This window comes from Rhizobium sp. Root1203 (assembly GCF_001424945.1).
Classification (GTDB): domain Bacteria; phylum Pseudomonadota; class Alphaproteobacteria; order Rhizobiales; family Rhizobiaceae; genus Rhizobium.
This window is the reverse complement of record NZ_LMCW01000009.1, coordinates 41,150-57,928: the sequence shown is the minus strand read 5'-3', so window position 1 is coordinate 57,928 and position 16,779 is coordinate 41,150. Positions and strand designations below refer to the sequence as shown.

Below are 16,779 nucleotides of genomic sequence, written 5' to 3'. Positions count from 1 at the left end.
GCCCCCGCTCCGTTTTTATCTTCTACACGGAGCACGATCCCGCGCTATATCGCCGGGCGGACTGGCAGCGTCACCCAACGCTGGGAAGCGCAAACGCGAATGTCGCTCCCGGGGAGGATTGGTTCGGCTCGGCCCATAAGCTGCCATTATGCCTTTCAATGATGGTGCGACTGACGAACAGGCCTATCCCCATGCCGTCGGTCTTAGTGGTGTAGAATGCATCGAACAGCGACTCCTGCCCCGTCGAGGGTAGTCCTATTCCCGAGTCTGTCACACTGAATGTCACCGTATTATCGGGTCGTGCAGCAGTTCTGATCAGCATCCGTCGCGGCCGGTCGCCAATATCCGTCATCGCATCCGATGCATTGCGAACGATGTTCTGGACAACTTGCTGAAGCTGAAGCCGATCTCCGAAGACCGCAGGCAGATCGTCTGCCAATTCCAGGCGCAGGTCTATCCCTTGGCGCCGGAGATCGGCGGATACGAGCGTGATAACCTCTCGAGCGGCTTCATTGAGGTCGAGACGCTCGTCCGCGAATTCCCCCTTGCTGAAGAGCGAGCGCAACCGGTCGAGAACGCCCCTGGCGCGGTCTCCGTCACGCATGGTGCGGACGACGGTTTCGCGTACGACGTTCAAATCTGGCTGCGCGGAATCGAGTACGAGAAGGGCGAGGCTGGCGTTCGTGATGATGCCAGACAGCGGTTGACTGATTTCATGCGTTATCGAGGCAGTCAGCGCTCCGACCGCCGACACCCTGGAGAAATGAGCGAGCTCCGCCCGAGCCAGGTTGAGCGCCTCCTGAGCTTCATTCCGTTCAGTGAGGTCGAGAACGTAGGCCACACCCTGCTCCGCGTCATCGTCGAAGGCCGCGACGCCGACCAGGACATGAACGCGGGTGCCATCCTTTCGCATGTACTCGCTTTCGAAAGGTCGAAGTCTGCCGGTCCCGCGCAATTCTGAAAATAGGGCATCGTCGAGAGCACGCAGGTCGCGGGGCACGAGTTCGGTCCAATTTAATCCGCGCTCCGCGAACTCCGCCCGGTCGTATCCAGTCATCGTCAGGAGCGCGTCATTCGCCTCGACGATCCGCCCTCCCAGCTCCCAGATGAAAATTCCGATGATGTTGGCGTCCACCAGCCGCCCGATCCGGGCTTCTCGTTTTGCCAGGTCGCGGTAGAGGCGGGCATTGTCGATCGAAATCGCGGCCTGCGATGCAATTACCTTGATTGCGGCGACACGGGCAGGTGCGAAAACCTGAGAGAGCTGATTGTTTTCCAGATAGAGAACGCCGATCGACCTGCCTTGATTGATCAACGGCAAGCACAAGACCGAGCGGACGCGATTGGTCGCCAAATAGGCATCGCTGGAGTAGGGGTTTGGTGCGGCGGCGTCGTCCAGGATCACCACTTCCCGCGAATGCAGGACATATCTCAGAACGTGCTCCGACACGGTGTGGGCGTCCATAGGCTCGTCCAGCAACTGTACGTCGATGGCGTGGGGGACCGTCGTCGCTTCCGCAACTGTTCGAAGACCCGTATCCCCTGAAAAAAACAGGAGAGCGCGTTCCGCGCCCGCGTGTTCTATGGCCGTGCGCATCACGACGTCGAGGATACTGTCGAACCGCATCTCGCCCTGGATCGCCTGGGAGACCTTAAGCACCGTCGTAAGGTCGAGCTGTTCAACGAGGGCTTCCACCGTGCCGGACGAGACGCGAGGCCGAAGACCCAATTTGACATCTGGGTAGAGCAGGTCGAGCTGCCGTGCCTTTCCATCCGCACCCCAGTGCAAATACGCCTGATGTGCGTTTCGCAAATATGCGTGTGAACTCGTTTCCAGACCGCATGACGCGTAGAACCTTGCGGCGAGTTCGTTGGCGATCGCTTCGTTGTGAGGGAACCCGCTGGTCCGCGCCGATTGCACGGCCTCCTCGTAGAGACGCTGGGCGTCCAGTTGCCGTCCCTCGATGCGCGCGATCTCCGCCCGGACGATAATGGCCCGGCCTTGGAAGTTCTCCGGGCAGCTTCCCGCCCAGACCGCTAGCTGATGAGAATGCTCCGTGAGAGACCTGAAATGATCCTGACCTTCGACGGACGCCGTATTATTGCACAAAGCTGCAAGAGTGAGTGCGCTGAAGAAATGAGCTTCGGCAGCTTCGATGAAAGACATCTGTGGAGCGATCGACCGAAGCGCATTCGCTGATGCTTCCAGCGCGCTCCGGTAATCCGCGGCAAAATACCGTGCCTGAAGTTTCTTGATCCAGTACCAGCGCTTGGCGATCGCCAGCCGAGGGTCGTCGGCCAGATGCTCTTCCAATGCCTGTTCGTCGAGGTGGTCGACGTGGAGCCGGCCGAGAGGTTCGGTTATTCCTCTCATCGTACAAACGAAAGCATACTGGGATCTTAGGAAGTCCGTCACGAGGCCAAACCGTGCCTTTCGAGCGAACTCCATGAAGACTTCGGTTTCTCGCTGGATTTCGGCGAGTGATTCGCCCGCCGCCAGAAGGTTCGAGACCAGGTTGTTGCAGCAGTACCCAGCGAAGGTCAGGTCTCCCAATCTGCACGCATCGTCGAAGGCTTGCCGCATCAAATCGCGCCCGGCAGCAAACGGGTGGGTCCACGTCATCACCAGCCCTCCGAATGACAACAGCGTGCGCGCCCTGAAACGCTGGAGACCCCGGTCAAGCAACTCGAAGCCAACGCTGCCTAAATCGAAGCCTGTTCGATAATTCCCAAAACGTCGTCCCGCCATCGCTCCCAGATGCACGTAGGCATGGGCGGAAGCATCCGTATTCCCGTGTTGAAGGCTCAGATTGATGGTGCGGCAGATCAGCACCGAGTACAGGTTTTCGTTTGTTAGCAGCGCGGGCGTCGCAACCTGCGTCAGCACGTCGACGACCGCAAGGGACGCTGGATCGCTCATCAGTGGCAATTCGATGAGTTCGTCAGCCGTCCGAGTGCCTATGAGTTCCCACGTTCTGTCATACTCATTCTTTACATCGTCGTCGGTCGGTTGAACTCGCCAGTCCTGATCATATTGGCCAAGGAAGGTGAGGCCGATTTCGATTGCGACGTCGATATGACCAAGCGTCGTGTAAAGATCGATCCGCAAGCAGGCGAGTGCTCGGTGGTCGAGGATTGTGTCGGCGCGGGAAACCAGATGCGATAGGCGCTCTTCGGCGGCCACAAGATCGCCTGTTAGAAACTCGCATTCGGCGCGCTTGAGTTCCAACGCGAATGCCAGGTCAGGGACGCGAGGCCATTCTTCAGCAGCAATAAGAGCGGATCCAGAAGCGTAGTAGGCCAGCGCCGAGGAAATGGCCGTGGAGGCTTTGGCGCGATCGCCGGCGATAAGATTTAGTTCAGCCAGTTGCAGCTTTTCGTCCCGTAGAACGACGAGATCTATGGCCTGATTGAACTGATTGACGATCTCGAAGACCGCCTCCTTTCGCTCTTCCGCCGACATCAGCGTCATCATGAGTCTGCCGATCCGAAGGTGCTCGTTCACGCGGTTCTCGCCGGAGAGCAGGCGATATGCAGCTTCCTGGACGCGGTCATGAAGGAATCGGTAGGAACCTTCGAGGAAGAGAACGAGTTCCGTCTTCAAGACCTCCTTCAGGTCCAGTTGCAACTCGGTGCCGGGCGTCGAGCCGACGAGTTGGAGAAGCCTGCTGGAACTGGTGCTGCCTAGACACGCAAGCAATTGAAAAACTCGTTGGGTTCCAAGGGGCAGGCGGCTTAGCTTGGCCGCCATAAGGTCTATGACGTTTTCCGTGTAACCCTTCTCGTCGATACCAGCCAGATCCCAGCGCCATCTCCTCTGATCGTCGAGGAAGAGCAATCCATCGTCCGTTAGGGTCGTTAGCAACTGAATGAGAAAAAACGGATTGCCCGCTGTTTTCGAATGGATCAAGTTAGACAGCTCGGTGGCGTACGTCACTTCGCAATTGAGAGAGTTCGCCACGAGCAGACCGGTATCACGGCGGCTCAAAGGCTGCAGCACGATATCCCGTACCGTCACGATGCCACTTCGGATGCGGTCAAACGAACGGACAACCGGATGGAGTGGATCGACTTCGTTGTCACGATACGCTCCCAGCAGAAGGAGGTGCCGAACCTCGGGTTCCAAGAGCAGGCTCTCGATGAGGTCGAGCGTTGCCAGATCCGCCCACTGAAGGTCGTCCAAGAAGATCGTAAGGGGATGTTGCTCCTGAGCGAAGACCATGAGGAAACGGCTGAACACCGAATGAAATCGCCGCTTGGCGTCGTTCGGTGGCAGTTCGGGAACCGGCGGCTGTTCCCCGATGACGATCTTCAGTGGCGGAATTAAATCGACGATGAGCCCGCCATCGGATCCCAGCGCATTTCTGAATGCGTCACGCCAACGATCAAGTTCGACATCGCTTTCGATCAAGAGGGCGAAAACCATCCGTTGAAAGGCGTGGCACAAGGTGAGGTATGGAACGTCGCGCTTCAACTGGTCGAACTTTCCGGTCGCGAAAAGCCCTTGCCGGAGTATCAGCCCCTTCTGCAACTCGCTGACGACTGCAGATTTGCCGATTCCGGAATATCCGGAAACTAAGATCACTTCCGGCGTTCCGCTTGTTGCTACACGGTTAAAAGCGGCTGTAATCGCCGCGGTCTCTCGGTCCCGCCCAAATAACCGCTCGGGTACGAACATACGATTTGGTCGGTCGAATGCCCCCAGCTCAAAATCTTCAATAGTCCGCACGGCATCGAGCTGCCGCAGGCAGACGCGCAGGTCATGTTCGAGGCCGGACGCGGTCTGGTAACGATCCTCCGCGCTCTTCGCGAGCAGCTTCATGACAATATTGGAAATCGGAACTGGAACTTCGCTGTTTCGTTCGCGCGGCGGCGTCGGCCTGCGCGCCACGTGAGAGTGCACCCACTCCATCGGTTCGGTGGCCACGAATGGCAGCGCCCGCGTGAGCATCTCGTAGAGCACGACGCCCAGTGCATAGAGATCGGACCGGGAATCGATGGATCGGTTCATGCAACCCGTCTGCTCGGGTGCCATGTAGGCCAACGTGCCGGCGATGGTTTCGGGAGGCGCCGGGATCTGACGTTCTCGGCGGCTCTGCGAAGCGATCCCGAAACCCGTCAGCCATATCTTAGCGGTTTCGGGATCGAGGAGGAGGTGTGCGGGCTTGAGGTCCTTGTGGACTATCCCGCGCCCATGCATCTCTCCGACGGAACGGGAAATGCCGATAGCGACTTTCAAGAAGGCTGCGACATCGAGCTTGAGTTCGCTCGAGACGACTGGCGCTTCGAGAAGCTGTTGGAGAGGTCGTCCTCCCGGATCATCGAGCAACAACACCTTGCTGCCTTGAAGCCGTGCGACCTCCCTGGGCAAAGCCGCCCAGTCGGGGTCAAGTTCGGTGCGGAGGGCGAACTCGCGTTCCAACATCCCGACGTAATCGAACCGGGGGCGTTCAAAGGTGGGAACCAAGACAAGTATCGTCGGCGGATCCGAAGCGGAGGCGTTACGGTTGTATCCCCTAAACAGCTCAAACGCACCTTCGCGACAAAGCGCTTCTAACATGTAACCTGACAGGTCCATTCCGAAATCCTTGTCGGTTACGCCAAGCGCTACCCGTGCTTTCGGTATGCGCTTACACAGGCAGACTGCTTTCGGGTCCCCAAGCAGAGCACAACGTTCCGGGAAATGTTAGCGCGAAATTGCCAAGAAACGAAGCTTTGGAAACACCTCGACGACCTGTCCAGACTTTCGATCGACATCTCCCTGGATGCAAACGAAGAATGGACCATGGAACCGAAGGGTCGATATTATACTTAGGTGTCGGGCGGGCCTCGCGTCTGCCGCTCATCGCGTATGGTCGCGGCGTGACGATACGATCGCGCTGCGGCCCGGCGAATTGAGGCTGTCAGATCGTTGGAGATGACGCGGACATCCGGCATGCGCACGAGCGCTCCGGATGTTCCCGTCCGTTCGGTTGCCCTTATGCCGAGTGGGCGAGGGAGATCGCTGCGACCGTCTCCTTGGTGTCGACGATGGCGCAGGCATAGCTAGGCAGATTGACCTCAAAGGCAGCGTGCATCATTTCCGGCGAATAGTCGGCGACGGCGTCCTTGACGACGGTGACGTCGTATCCAAGTTCGGCGGCGTATCGCACGGTTGCTTCGATCAAGGTGTGGGCCACCAATCCGATCACGATGACACGCTGGATGCCATGGCGCTTCAGCTCGAGATCGAGATCGGTGGTGGCAAAGCCGCTCGAGCACCAATGCTCGGATGCGACGACCTCGCCGTCGCCAGCGTCGCGCCCGTAGTCGGTGCCGCGATCTATGTTGCGATGATGCTCTTTCCTGTCGAACGCAGTGCCCGAAGACTCGGACGTAGGGTTCGGCAGAACTGAACGTCATGTGTCCGGATCGCCGTCGATACGAAAGCGCGCTGCCATCGTCATTAGTTCAGGCAAGGAGCGGGCACCCGTCTTTTTCATGAGACGTCCGCGATGGGCCTTCACCGTTATTTCACTGATCCCCAGCTCGTAGGCGATCTGTTTGTTCAGGAGGCCCTTGGTCATGCGCACCATGATTTCGCGCTCCCTCGGGGTCAGAGCGTCGTATAGCCGCTGCAACCGCGCTTGAGCATCGTCCTCCTGCCTGAGTTCGTCACTGCGAGCAAGGGCCGACCGGATCGCCGCGAGCAGCCCCGCCGAATTGATCGGCTTCGTGAGGAAGTCCATGGCCCCTGCCTTCAAGGCCCTGACGGTCGCCGGCACGTCCCGGTACCCTGAGATGAAGATGATCGGCATCCGGTTGCCGCTCGTCGTGACCATGCGCTGCAGATCGAGACCATTCAAATCTGGCATGTTTACGTCCAGCAGAAGGCAGCTCGGCGTCGGGGCCGGAGGCGCCTTCAAAAAAGAATCGGCCGTATCGAAGATCGCTGGTCGCCAGCCCGCAGCAGTGATCAGCATTTCGAGCGATTCCCTGACGGATAAATCGTCGTCCACCACGTAGACGACAGGCGGCGGGGAGGAGCCGAAGGATGGTCGCATCGTGTCAGTCATCGGCGACATCTCTTAAACGTGTGATTTCGTAGAAAACGCCAAGTTCTTCCCCTTTTCGGCCCAATATATCACGTTCAAATGCGGAAGGCATCGAATGTGGCGCACCGCCCGCCGCCGCAGAGACGTTGCAGCATCGCGCGCGGAATTCCATTGGACGATAGTATCGCGTGTTCTCATCTGCAAAGCATGCCGACGACACCGTCGTAGAATAGAACCCGTCGTCGCGTCTGAGCATGCTGCAGGACTCGGCAGGATCAGTATCGGATGTCCCGTCCGTCGAGGATGATATGCTCTTGTGACGAACATCAGGCTGAACTTCCGCAAACTTGCAAGGACAACAGCGATGAACTGGCATCTTTCTGAAGTGCACGGCGACGAGACAAAACGGGGGACGGCAGTCCCCTCGAGTCCTTGGATCGCATTCTACCAGGCCTTCAACACGGCGATCTAACTGGTCTGGAAGCTGTCTGGCTAGCAGGTTCGGAACCGGGCACAACCCCATTGGTGGGATCTGCCCCGGCTGGGGGCAGATTGCCGAAGGCTACTCGAAGCTGTTCGAGGGCCACGCGAAGGTCCACGTCACTTTCCACGACTTCACGAGCCAGGGCGGCGAAGACTGGCATCTGTTCGTCGGCCGTGAACGTGGAATCTGCAGGACGGCTACTGAGACGCTCGACGTCGCCTTCCGGACGACCCGATGGTTCGTACGCAAGGAAGGCGGTTGGCGACAGCTTCATCACCATGGGTCTGTCGAGGATCCGCAGATGCTGGCTGCCTATCAGAAAATGATCTTCGGCTGAAGAAATGGGCGCCGGCAAACGTCGGCGCTCCCCGCGGNACCATGGGTCTGTCGAGGATCCGCAGATGCTGGCTGCCTATCAGAAAATGATCTTCGGCTGAAGAAATGGGCGCCGGCAAACGTCGGCGCTCCCCGCGACGCGCACCAGCTAGTCGCGCGGCTGTCCCCGCACCAAAGGCGCGCACGTCGGTTCCCAGCAGCTCGATCGAACGACGAATCGCTTTTGCATCGAGGGCGGCGGTGCTCATTTGAAAGGTGATGCGAGCAATCCCTCGCAACGTTCTGTTAACATGAGATATCTTGGCGGCCACAGTCTGTGGGCTGCCGACGAGGAACGCGCCACCCGGCCCGCACATGTGCTCGAACTGGGTCTTGGTCGGCGGCGGCCAGCCTCACCCCTTCCGGCGTCGGTGAACATTTGAAACCAGCCAGGGAAGAATGCATTCCTTGCCGCTTCGTCGGTCTCCCCGACAAAGCCGAGAGCGTGGACGCCTACTCTCTGGTTTTCAGCGGGATGCCCGGCTGCCAGCCATGCGCGACGATAGAGTTCGACCAGGGGCAGAAAGCGCTCGAAGCTCCCTCCGATGATGGCCACCTCAGCGGGAGGCCGAGGGTCCCCGCGCGGACGAAGGATTGTCTGGCGAGGCCAGTGCAACGCCTGCGTCTCCGGTTTTGAAAGAGGCCGTCTCCTAGCGGAAGGAGACGGCCTAAGGCGGATCTTGGCTCGATCCGCGCGCTCCGGCTGAGGGGGGCGCAGGAACGCCTCGCTGCTTGCAGCATGTCGCCCTGTGGGAGACAAAGGCGACGTGTAGACGCTAGACCCGACGCCGCCCCGGCGTAAGTGGACTTTGGTATCGTCCCGTCATGGTTTGGTCTTGCTCTCGGATAACGAGCACCGCCCGCAGCAGGGAAGCTGCTCCATGTAAAAGTGATTATTGATGATGAAACGGATGGCTCTCGCAGCCGCCGTTTCGGTCTGCCTCTGCTATGATGCGTCCGCATCGAGCGATGGTGCGTGGTGGCAAGGCGAACGGAACCTGCATAGGCAAGTCGTGGCTGAAGACACCGGAAGCGTCCCCTCCGGCGGCTTTCGACGATGCGACAGGGAGATCGCCCTGCTGTTTAGGGGACAGTCCGGCCGGCTCCAAGGTGAAATTGGACCTAATTCGCCTCTACGACAAGAAGTCCGGAAAGGCGTCGATCGCGGACTATCGCTGGCTCGACAACTGATCAACGGTTTGTATCCGTCGCCGCGAGTATTTGCGGTATGGGATAGGGGCTGAAATCCATAGGCGGATGCGAGCCTCTCCATCCGCCGGTAGAGGTGAAGCGCTCTCGCCACGCAACCTGTGGTCCTGACCTACCTGAAGGTGCTTTCTACGCGGCCGCCCCAACCATAGGAATGCTATGGATTTACAAGCATTTGGACTGTAGGTTTAGCGAAATATTAGGCGGCTGCGCAGAGCACCGAGTCGGGGATTGCATCGGACATGAGTTACGAAATCCTGGTTCTCAAGACATTGCTCGACGCGCTTCTTGGTGGGTTGAAGGTTGATTTCGCTGGCATCCTTTTCAACGAAGGAACTCCCAACCAGGCCATCGAGATGGTGCGGACTTCGCAGGAGTTTTCGGCGGATGACGTGAAGGCCGGTATCAGACGTCTGCGTTCCACAGATACGGGCGAGTTCGTGGATACCGTGACGATCGCCGGCACGACGATAGCACTTCACACGGCCTCTATCGACGAGGGGGAAATCTCTCGAACATTGTTCGTCGGATCCACTCGACGGGATTTTCCGATTGACGACGAGCGTAAGGTACTGTCCCAAGCCGTGCTGCAGGCGATGATCGGGCTGGAGTACGGGCGGGCGGCAATCGACCAGAGCGACGCCTCTCAGTCTGTGAACACGGCCGATCTTGCCGAAGTGGTGAACTCTCTCCCGGGCCTCGCGTGGTCGGCGGCTCCTGACGGTTCCGCCGAATACTTCAACGACCACTATCTGAGCTACGTTGGGATGAGCACCGACCAGCTTCGCGGCGTCGGATGGACGGTGACGGTGCATCCAGACGACATCGATGGCCTGACTGCTGCATGGCTTCGGATGTTGTCCGAGCGTCGGGGAGGCGAGGCTGAGGCGAGGATGCGTCGCTCGGACGGCCAATATCGCTGGTTCCTTTTTCGCACCAACCCATTGCTCGACAGATCGGGCGCGTTGGTGCGGTGGTACGGGCTGAACATTGATATCGACGAACGGAAGCGCGCCGCGGATGCTCTGGGAGCGAGCGAGTTCCACCTTCGGCAACTCACCGAAACAATCCCGCAGGCGCTATGGAGCGCCACCCCTGACGGAATAATCGGATATCTTAACAAAAGAGGTCTGACATTCATGGGGGTGGAAACGGAAGATCTCACGGAAGGAACCTGGTGGGCCGATGGGCTCCATCCGGATCAGGTTGAGGCGGTCATTGGAACGTGGCGGCACTCGATCGCCACAGGTGAGCCTTATCAGGTGGAGGTTCTGTATAGGCCTCCCGCCAGCAAAGACTATCGATGGGCCGACGTAAGGGCGTTGCCGATGCGCGACGAAAATGGCGCGATTCTGATGTGGTACGGCAGTCTCATCGACATCCATGATCGTAAAACGGCGCAGGAGGACATGGCCGCCAGCGAGAACAGGCTGCAGCTCATCATCGACACGATACCAGGCATGGTCTGGTCAGCCCTCTCCGACGGAGGAGGTGACTTCGCCAATAGCCATTTCCGCACCTACCTTGGTCTGTCCATGGAAGAAGCTCGGAACTGGGGATGGGCGACGGCTGTCCATCCCGAGGATCTCCCTGACATGATGGAGGCGTGGCGTGTCATGGCGGAACGAGTGGAGGCCGGAGAGGTCGAGGCAAGATTGCGCCGCTTCGACGGCGAATACCGTTGGTTTCTGTGCCGCGGCAATCCTCTTGTCGATGAGTCCGGTGATGTGAAGTGGTTCGGGATCAACGTCGACATACACGATTGGAAGCTCGCCCAGGACGAACTGCGCGAGGCGCAGACGGAGCTCTCCCACATGACGCGCGTTATGGGCATGGGCCAGCTCACGGCTGCTATCGCCCACGAACTCGCCCAGCCACTTTTCGGGATCGTGGCCAACGCCAGCGCGGGCATGGAGATGTTGAGTGCGGAACCGCCGAACATTGAGGCCGCGCAGGAGACGGTCAGGCGGACGCTCAGAGATGCGAACCGAGCTTCGGACGTCACCGAGCGACTTCGCGCGATGTACAGCAAAAAGGATCCCGTAGTGGAGGTGGTGGACCTGAACGCCATCGCTCAGGAAGTCATCGGGTTCGCGCACGGCGACCTGCGCAAGAATGGCGTCAGCCTGCGAACACGTCTCGCGGCAGATCTGCCGGCGATCAGAGGCGACCGCATCCAGTTGCAGCAAGTCATCTTCAACTTCATCAAAAACAGCACCGAAGCCATGAACGGGGTCGTAGGTCGTTCGAAGGATCTGGAAATCTCCACCATGCGGGAGGAACCCGATCACGTCCGCCTGGCCGTCAAGGACGCTGGCGTGGGTTTCGATCCAGGTATTTCCGAGAAGCTGTTCAGCCCTTTCTTTACCACGAAGGCGAACGGCATGGGCGTGGGTCTATCTGTCAGTCGTGCAATCGTCGAGAGTCACAATGGACGATTGTGGGCGGAGCCGAACAACGCGCATGGAGCGACCTTTGCGTTTTCGATCCCAGCCGGCGGCTCGTCCGATGCCGAATTGCATTAGACTAGGCGGTACTCCGCTGGTCGGACCGAAATCTCTGGCGCTCCTTGGCCTTTATCGCGCGATGCGGATCGTCCGCCATCGATGGCGACAGTGAACTGAACGGCAGCACCTTGGGGAGTGCGTCAGCCATTCACGCTTGCCCCGGCACCTCAGGCCACCCTTGACTCCATTGGCTGCCTTCCTTCAATTTTCCAAGAGAGCAGCAGTTTCTGCCGGCGTGCCCTCCGATCGAGACAAGTGCTGCGACTATGTCCCTCCGCTCCGACCGGGCCGATTGGGCAACATGGACCGTCACGCCGTTTCCGGTGCGATAGCGGATCGGATGCACTCGATGAGTACTTTTGTGTCGAACGGCTTGCGGAGATAGCAGACGATGCCAGAGGACAATGCGCGAGCTTTCGCGTCGTCGTTCGGATAGGCCGTGATAAGAATCGTGGGGATGTCGCGGCCAATCGCGAGAAGATGACCGTGCAGCTCGAAGCCCGTCATCTGCGGCATCTGCACGTCCGACACGATGCAGGCGCATTTGTCGAGCACCGTCGATGCCAGGAATTCTGCTGCGGAAGCAAAGATTGCCACATCGAACTCCAGAAATTGCATGAGGCCAGCTAATCCCTCCCGTACGGACTCGTCGTCGTCGATGATGGAGATCACAACTTCGGGCCTCTTCTCAGCCCCTTTCCTTTTCACACTAGTCTTCTTGTTCATGGTCGCCCTGTCGCTCCAAAGGCGCAAGGTTGAGGGCCCAGGTCATTTTCACGAGATCGGCCAGCGATCGCGCCTGCATCTTCTGCATCACGCGTCCACGGTGGGCCTTCACAGTGATCTCGGTAATGCCGAGCTCGCCACCTACCTGCTTGTTCAGCATGCCAGCCGTGACCAACTCCATGACTTCCCGCTCCCGGCTGGTAAGCGACGCGTATCGAGCCCGAAGGACGGCGTCAGCCGCATCAAGGTCGCGTTGCGCCGTACTGCGGGCGAAGGCGCTTCGCATCGCGATCAGGAGGGCTTCCTGACTCAATGGCTTTACCAGAAACTCGACAGCGCCTGCCTTCATTGCCTTCACCGTGACCGGTATGTCGCCGTTGCCCGTGATGAAGATGATTGGCATGTCGGATCGGTCGCTCCCGATCCTTTCCTGCAGCTCAAGCCCGTTCAGATCGGGAAGGCCGACGTCGAGAAGCAGGCAGCTCGGCCCTGGGGCCGGGGGCGCCGATAGAAAATCGCGGGCCGTCGCGAACGTCTCGCAGCGCCAGCCGGCGTATTCCACGAGCGCTTCCAGTGACTCTCGCACGGAAGGGTCGTCATCGACAATGAACACGGTTGGCGTGGTGGGCGACATGAAGAGTGATCTAGCATCAAAATTAGAAACAAGCGCAAGCATCCTGATATCTCCCTCGGCGGACGTCGAGAAGCCAGTGACAGGGACCTTGCGCTGAAAAGTGCTGGAGGTCGAGTATACAAAGGTGTCGGGGCTCTACGCGGGCGTGCCAGTCCGCCTCTTGGCCTTCGGCCGTCTCAGCACATTGACTGCGTTGAAATTACGATTGCGAGAGGAATTCTTGCGGTAATGGCCAAGGAAACATGCTGGGCGCTCCACGAACACTCATAGGGGCGCCATTGGCGAATTGTAGGGCCTGCCTCGAAGATCGGCTCGGAGAACGAGGCCGTCTGGCATCGCGCCTACTTCTGGGCGCACCTGATTGCGGCGAAGACCGTCACCATGACGCGTCGGACGCCCGAATCTCCCAATACAGCAGCCTGTCTGGGGCATCCTGAACAGCCGGACCCAGACCAGCCGGCGCCACTTGATCGAGCAGCGCCGACCTACATGGAGGCCACCATTCCCCAGAATTTATCCGGCTGGGGCTTTGTGATAGAGGGTTCGGCCGAAAACGCGGTGCATCGTCATTGCGGCAAGTATCATGGCCTCACCGAATTAGCCGGTGGTCGCCCCAATCGTACCATCACCGCGCCGGTCGTCTGGAAACGCAATGGAGAGGACGAACCACGTTCAGTCAAGCCGGTCACCGGAGAAGCGGTGTACCGGCTTGTCAAACTGGTTTCGCGATCTGCCGGATAGGTGGTGGCAAGACACGCGAGCGGGAGCGCGGCCATTCACGTGGCTGATCCCCAGACGGCCTCGTGAAGCTGCGTCGTGAAGCTCGTGTCGGTGGGCGCTCCAGGTAGACGTGCTGTCACTTCCTGCAACGTCCATCCGTTGCCATCGGGGTCCTCGAACGTGACATACGAGGCGTAGCTCTTCCTTTCGGGATTCGGTCCCTTGGCAATTCCCTTGCCGTTGGAATGATGGAATATTCCGCCCACGTCATGGAACGGGTCGCTGACTTTCACGCCGCGTCGTACGAGGTCGTCGCGCGCGGCAAGGACGTCGGACACGACGAGATGCATGCCCTGGGCGGAGCCGGGCGACGCGGTGGAGATGTTCTGCCCGAACATCACCGAGCCTCCCGAGCCAGCCGGGGTAAACTGGACGATGCGATAGTCGTCGCCCGTGGCGTGGTCAATGTCCAGCCGCCAGCCCAAGCTTTCATAGAACTTTCTGGCACGATCCACGTCGGACACCGGGATCACGACGAGTTCGAGGTTCATGCTGGTCGGGCATGTGTCTGATGTTCTGGCCGGAGGGTTCGATTGCAGCGTGGCGTCGGTCATTTCAGCTCCTATTGTTACCCGCCTCGGGAACTCTGGGCGGCGACCTGAGCCTACCGAGGTTGGGTTCGAGACTGATATTGTCCGAAGGTATGCCCGACACCTTGGTATTGGCCACGTCCTTCCTCACCTGCACGCGGGATCCTTGGAGAGCCACGATAGTTTCGGCAGCCAGATCACCAGCCGTCCGAGATCTCGCGATGCGAAGGTGACTTTTTATTCAAACCTCACCCGCGCACTTCAGGCTCGTTGCGACGTGCTGCCATCCGACGTGATGGTCTCATTGCATTGCTCCGTGGTTTGGCGAGGTAGTGCATTCTTTTCGACCTAGCGCTGATGTTTTCCGTCAGCCAGCTCGAGGCCGTCATATGGAATGATTTGGGTGGTGGCCGGGGAGGGGGACGTCGAATTGAAAGTCGCCCTTAGGTTTTTGGCCGCCTCTTCCTGTTCTGGTGTGTGAAAAAAGATGGCCGATCTCACGCCTTCGCCGGTCTCGTCACCCTGCCGGTCGAAGGACAGCGGATCGTGGCCCAACCAGAACAGATCGATCAGCTTGGCGTAGCTGACGAGGGATGGATCGAAATCGACCTGAACGACCTCTATGCGACCGGGATGCGTCGAGCCGTCTGTTCCCGTTGCGTGCCCAACGCGCGTATCGAGGACTCCTTCGATCTCGCGAAAATTGGCCGCGCCCGCGGCCTATTTTTGGTTCGTTGTCGATCACGCCGAACGGCGAATTCAGGTTTCTGAAGATCGCGCCCTTCGTTTCGAGACACGCGAGGCTTCCTGCGTTGCGCTTGTTGATCGCACGAGCTTGGACGAGCTGTGGAACGGCTGGCGAGCATCTGAATCGTCTTTACCCTGCTGCGGGGCAGAGTGGTTGGCAGGTGCCTCAGAGGGATCTCGCTGAAGTGCAGCCTCGAGGATGCTGACGTCCTGAGCGACGGTCCCGCCGCTTATTCCGACGCCGCCGACGAACACGCCCTCGTGAACAAGAGGCGCGCCTCCTCCCATGGCGCAGAAGCTGTCTTGCGACATCAAATGGAAGAGCTCTTTTCCAGGCTGCACGAGATCGAACAGGTCGGCTGTTCGTCGCTGTGTGAGCGCGGCGGTGTAGGCCTTGCGGTGGGAGATCAGCATCGAGAAGGCTAGTGCGCCATTCATCCTGTGCTGTAGTACCGAATTCCCATGAACGTCGATGACGGTGACGGTTACCGGCACCTTAGTAGTGAACGATTCCGCCTCCACGCGTTCGGCGATATCCTTTGCCAGAGCAAGCAGGTCCATTCTACGGTTCCTTAGTCAGGTTAAGTCGAGTTGAATGGGTGAAGCTTGCGGCCGAAGCGACCGGACCGCTACTGAACCTTGGTATCGCAGACACCAAGGTATGCTGTGCCGCGGAGGCGGTAAGTGGATCGAGAACGTCCAGGCGCGATTTCGAAAAACTCTGGAGGGATCGATCGGTTCTTGCACGACGCAACGAGCCACGAGCGCATCCTCTTCGCTGACATGCAGTGCCCTGTTGTGGTTGCGCGAGGAGCAGGTTTGCTGGGTGCGTTGACCTCTGCTCTCTGACCTATGAAGCGTTACTACGGTTCGCCGACCCCGTCGGAGGCGAGACGTTGGCCAAGATTTAGCTCCATGTCTGAACGTTTCTGCAGCCCCGCTTCCAAAAGCTTCGCCATTCGCGCCCTCGTTGCCGGACGTTTGGTGGAGATGAAGAACTGATCGAGCGCGGGCGGGAAGAGATCGTCATCGGGAAGGGAAGTTTCGTCGATGAATCGTTTTGCGTCTGCGATCGCCTCTTTGTCGAATCCCGCGATCCGTCTGGCAAAGCCGTCGACGAAGGCGTCGAGGTCCGCATCCGGAATTGCTCGATTTACGTATCCATACCGTTCCGCCAAGGCGCCTGGAAAGTCATCGGCGCCGAGCACGACTTCGATCGCGCGGCCGCGTCCCATAAGGCCTGCAAGCCTTGCCATTGGGTTGCCGCCCGGCACCGCGCCAACGCCGACCTCGAATTGACCGAGAACCGCCTTCTCGGCGCTAGCGAAGCGGATATCGCAGGACAGAGCGAACTCGCTGCCTGCGCCCCGGGCGCGGCCACGAATAGATGCAATTGAAACGACGGGAGCGCGAGATAGCCGCACAAGCACGTCGAGCCAGGGATGCATGCCTGTAGGCCCTCGGACCATCGCTGCTGTTCGAGCTTTGTCGACGAGAACGTCATAGTGGGCAAGAAAAAAATCCGGATCCGAGCTTTGGAACACGATTACTTTGACATCGGGCTCGCTTTCAAGCTTCTCGATCAGTTGTGAGAGTTCCACGATCGTGGTGGGGTCGACAAGGTTTATGGGAGGATTGCTGAATGTTGCCTGCCAGAAACCTGGTGCTGGCATGTTCAATTCGATCTGGGTTCGCATTTAGACTACCTCGCGGCTCTGCTGGGCGGGTATCTAATCGCGGGCGAGAGGCTAAT

Annotated in this window: 12 protein-coding genes and 4 pseudogenes; 5 read left to right on the top strand and 11 right to left on the bottom strand. The window is 59.1% G+C overall.

The genetic code is table 11. The annotated features are described in order from the left end of the window. Positions 1-70: 70 nt before the first annotated feature. The 3 genes and pseudogenes from ASC97_RS09165 to ASC97_RS09145 all read right to left on the bottom strand — a co-directional run bounded on the left by ASC97_RS09165 (position 71) and on the right by ASC97_RS09145 (position 7,064). A complete protein-coding gene (locus ASC97_RS09165; protein WP_162246683.1) occupies positions 71-5,467 on the bottom strand; it encodes a trifunctional serine/threonine-protein kinase/ATP-binding protein/sensor histidine kinase in 5,397 nt (1,798 codons plus the stop codon). Positions 5,468-5,978: 511 nt separating this feature from the next. After that, positions 5,979-6,287, bottom strand: a pseudogene (locus ASC97_RS09155) (isochorismatase family protein); the annotation flags it as partial. Positions 6,288-6,398: 111 nt separating this feature from the next. Next, positions 6,399-7,064, bottom strand: a complete 666-nt coding sequence (locus tag ASC97_RS09145; protein ID WP_057468040.1) for a response regulator transcription factor — start codon at positions 7,062-7,064, stop codon at positions 6,399-6,401. Positions 7,065-7,398: 334 nt separating this feature from the next. Between ASC97_RS09145 and ASC97_RS09140 the strand changes: the two are divergent. After that, positions 7,399-7,855, top strand: a pseudogene (locus tag ASC97_RS09140) (YybH family protein). A gap of 147 nt (positions 7,856-8,002) precedes the next feature. On the opposite strand, the pseudogene ASC97_RS35145 reads toward ASC97_RS09140, so the two are convergent. Then, positions 8,003-8,490 (bottom strand): annotated as a pseudogene (locus ASC97_RS35145) (LLM class flavin-dependent oxidoreductase); the annotation flags it as partial. Positions 8,491-8,841: 351 nt separating this feature from the next. On the opposite strand from ASC97_RS35145, the gene ASC97_RS09135 reads away from it, so the two are divergent. Then, positions 8,842-9,084 carry a hypothetical protein gene (locus tag ASC97_RS09135; protein ID WP_244481427.1) on the top strand — a complete coding sequence of 81 codons (243 nt, stop codon included), beginning with the start codon at positions 8,842-8,844 and terminating at the stop codon, positions 9,082-9,084. Positions 9,085-9,344: 260 nt separating this feature from the next. Further along, a complete protein-coding gene (locus ASC97_RS09130; protein ID WP_057468039.1) occupies positions 9,345-11,627 on the top strand; it encodes a PAS domain-containing sensor histidine kinase in 2,283 nt (760 codons plus the stop codon). Position 11,628: 1 nt separating this feature from the next. Here ASC97_RS09130 and ASC97_RS35905 read toward each other — a convergent pair whose 3' ends face one another. From ASC97_RS35905 to ASC97_RS09120, 3 genes are all read right to left on the bottom strand, one after another. After that, positions 11,629-11,757: a hypothetical protein gene (locus tag ASC97_RS35905; protein WP_274534146.1), complete on the bottom strand. Its 129-nt coding sequence runs from the start codon at positions 11,755-11,757 to the stop codon at positions 11,629-11,631. A gap of 161 nt (positions 11,758-11,918) precedes the next feature. Then, a complete protein-coding gene (locus tag ASC97_RS09125) occupies positions 11,919-12,335 on the bottom strand; it encodes a response regulator transcription factor (protein WP_057468038.1) in 417 nt (138 codons plus the stop codon). Then, positions 12,319-12,969, bottom strand: a complete 651-nt coding sequence (locus ASC97_RS09120) for a response regulator transcription factor (protein WP_057468098.1) — start codon at positions 12,967-12,969, stop codon at positions 12,319-12,321. The genes ASC97_RS09125 and ASC97_RS09120 overlap by 17 nt, the downstream gene beginning before the upstream one ends. 381 nt (positions 12,970-13,350) lie before the next feature. On the opposite strand from ASC97_RS09120, the gene ASC97_RS09115 reads away from it, so the two are divergent. Continuing rightward, positions 13,351-13,710 (top strand): hypothetical protein, encoded by a 360-nt coding sequence (locus ASC97_RS09115; protein WP_156390330.1) that lies wholly within the window; start codon positions 13,351-13,353, stop codon positions 13,708-13,710. A 35-nt stretch (positions 13,711-13,745) separates the two neighbouring features. On the opposite strand, the gene ASC97_RS09110 is transcribed toward ASC97_RS09115, so the two are convergent. After that, the gene (locus ASC97_RS09110; protein ID WP_082529931.1) at positions 13,746-14,303 is read right to left on the bottom strand and encodes a VOC family protein; all 558 of its coding nucleotides are present in this window, start codon (positions 14,301-14,303) and stop codon (positions 13,746-13,748) included. Between ASC97_RS09110 and ASC97_RS35140 the strand changes: the two genes are divergently transcribed. After that, positions 14,239-14,631: a tautomerase family protein gene (locus ASC97_RS35140; protein ID WP_244481426.1), complete on the top strand. Its 393-nt coding sequence runs from the start codon at positions 14,239-14,241 to the stop codon at positions 14,629-14,631. The genes ASC97_RS09110 and ASC97_RS35140 overlap by 65 nt on opposite strands. On the opposite strand, the pseudogene ASC97_RS32730 reads toward ASC97_RS35140, so the two are convergent. The 3 genes and pseudogenes from ASC97_RS32730 to ASC97_RS09100 form a co-directional block, all read right to left on the bottom strand. Continuing rightward, positions 14,628-14,975 (bottom strand): annotated as a pseudogene (locus ASC97_RS32730) (peptide-methionine (S)-S-oxide reductase); the annotation flags it as partial. The gene ASC97_RS35140 and the pseudogene ASC97_RS32730 overlap by 4 nt on opposite strands. Positions 14,976-15,038: 63 nt before the next feature. After that, complete coding sequence (locus ASC97_RS09105) at positions 15,039-15,587, bottom strand: GlcG/HbpS family heme-binding protein (protein ID WP_082529929.1); 549 nt, start codon at positions 15,585-15,587, stop codon at positions 15,039-15,041. A 302-nt stretch (positions 15,588-15,889) separates the two neighbouring features. Next, positions 15,890-16,723, bottom strand: coding sequence for an enoyl-CoA hydratase/isomerase family protein (locus ASC97_RS09100; RefSeq protein ID WP_057468036.1), 834 nt, complete (start codon positions 16,721-16,723; stop codon positions 15,890-15,892). Positions 16,724-16,779 lie beyond the last annotated feature (56 nt).

What these genes read in the sequence shown, in the direction of transcription:
- ASC97_RS09120 (WP_057468098.1), bottom strand. Translation starts at nt 12,969, where the DNA reads ATGTCGCCCACCACGCCAACCGTGTTCATTGTCGATGACGACCCTTCC.
- ASC97_RS09145 (WP_057468040.1), bottom strand. Translation starts at nt 7,064, where the DNA reads ATGTCGCCGATGACTGACACGATGCGACCATCCTTCGGCTCCTCCCCG.
- ASC97_RS09105 (WP_082529929.1), bottom strand. Translation starts at nt 15,587, where the DNA reads ATGGACCTGCTTGCTCTGGCAAAGGATATCGCCGAACGCGTGGAGGCG.
- ASC97_RS09110 (WP_082529931.1), bottom strand. Translation starts at nt 14,303, where the DNA reads ATGACCGACGCCACGCTGCAATCGAACCCTCCGGCCAGAACATCAGAC.
- ASC97_RS09115 (WP_156390330.1), top strand. Translation starts at nt 13,351, where the DNA reads ATGACGCGTCGGACGCCCGAATCTCCCAATACAGCAGCCTGTCTGGGG.
- ASC97_RS35140 (WP_244481426.1), top strand. Translation starts at nt 14,239, where the DNA reads ATGCTGGTCGGGCATGTGTCTGATGTTCTGGCCGGAGGGTTCGATTGC.
- ASC97_RS35905 (WP_274534146.1), bottom strand. Translation starts at nt 11,757, where the DNA reads ATGGCTGACGCACTCCCCAAGGTGCTGCCGTTCAGTTCACTGTCGCCA.
- ASC97_RS09130 (WP_057468039.1), top strand. Translation starts at nt 9,345, where the DNA reads ATGAGTTACGAAATCCTGGTTCTCAAGACATTGCTCGACGCGCTTCTT.
- ASC97_RS09135 (WP_244481427.1), top strand. Translation starts at nt 8,842, where the DNA reads ATGATGCGTCCGCATCGAGCGATGGTGCGTGGTGGCAAGGCGAACGGA.
- ASC97_RS09125 (WP_057468038.1), bottom strand. Translation starts at nt 12,335, where the DNA reads ATGAACAAGAAGACTAGTGTGAAAAGGAAAGGGGCTGAGAAGAGGCCC.
- ASC97_RS09100 (WP_057468036.1), bottom strand. Translation starts at nt 16,723, where the DNA reads ATGCGAACCCAGATCGAATTGAACATGCCAGCACCAGGTTTCTGGCAG.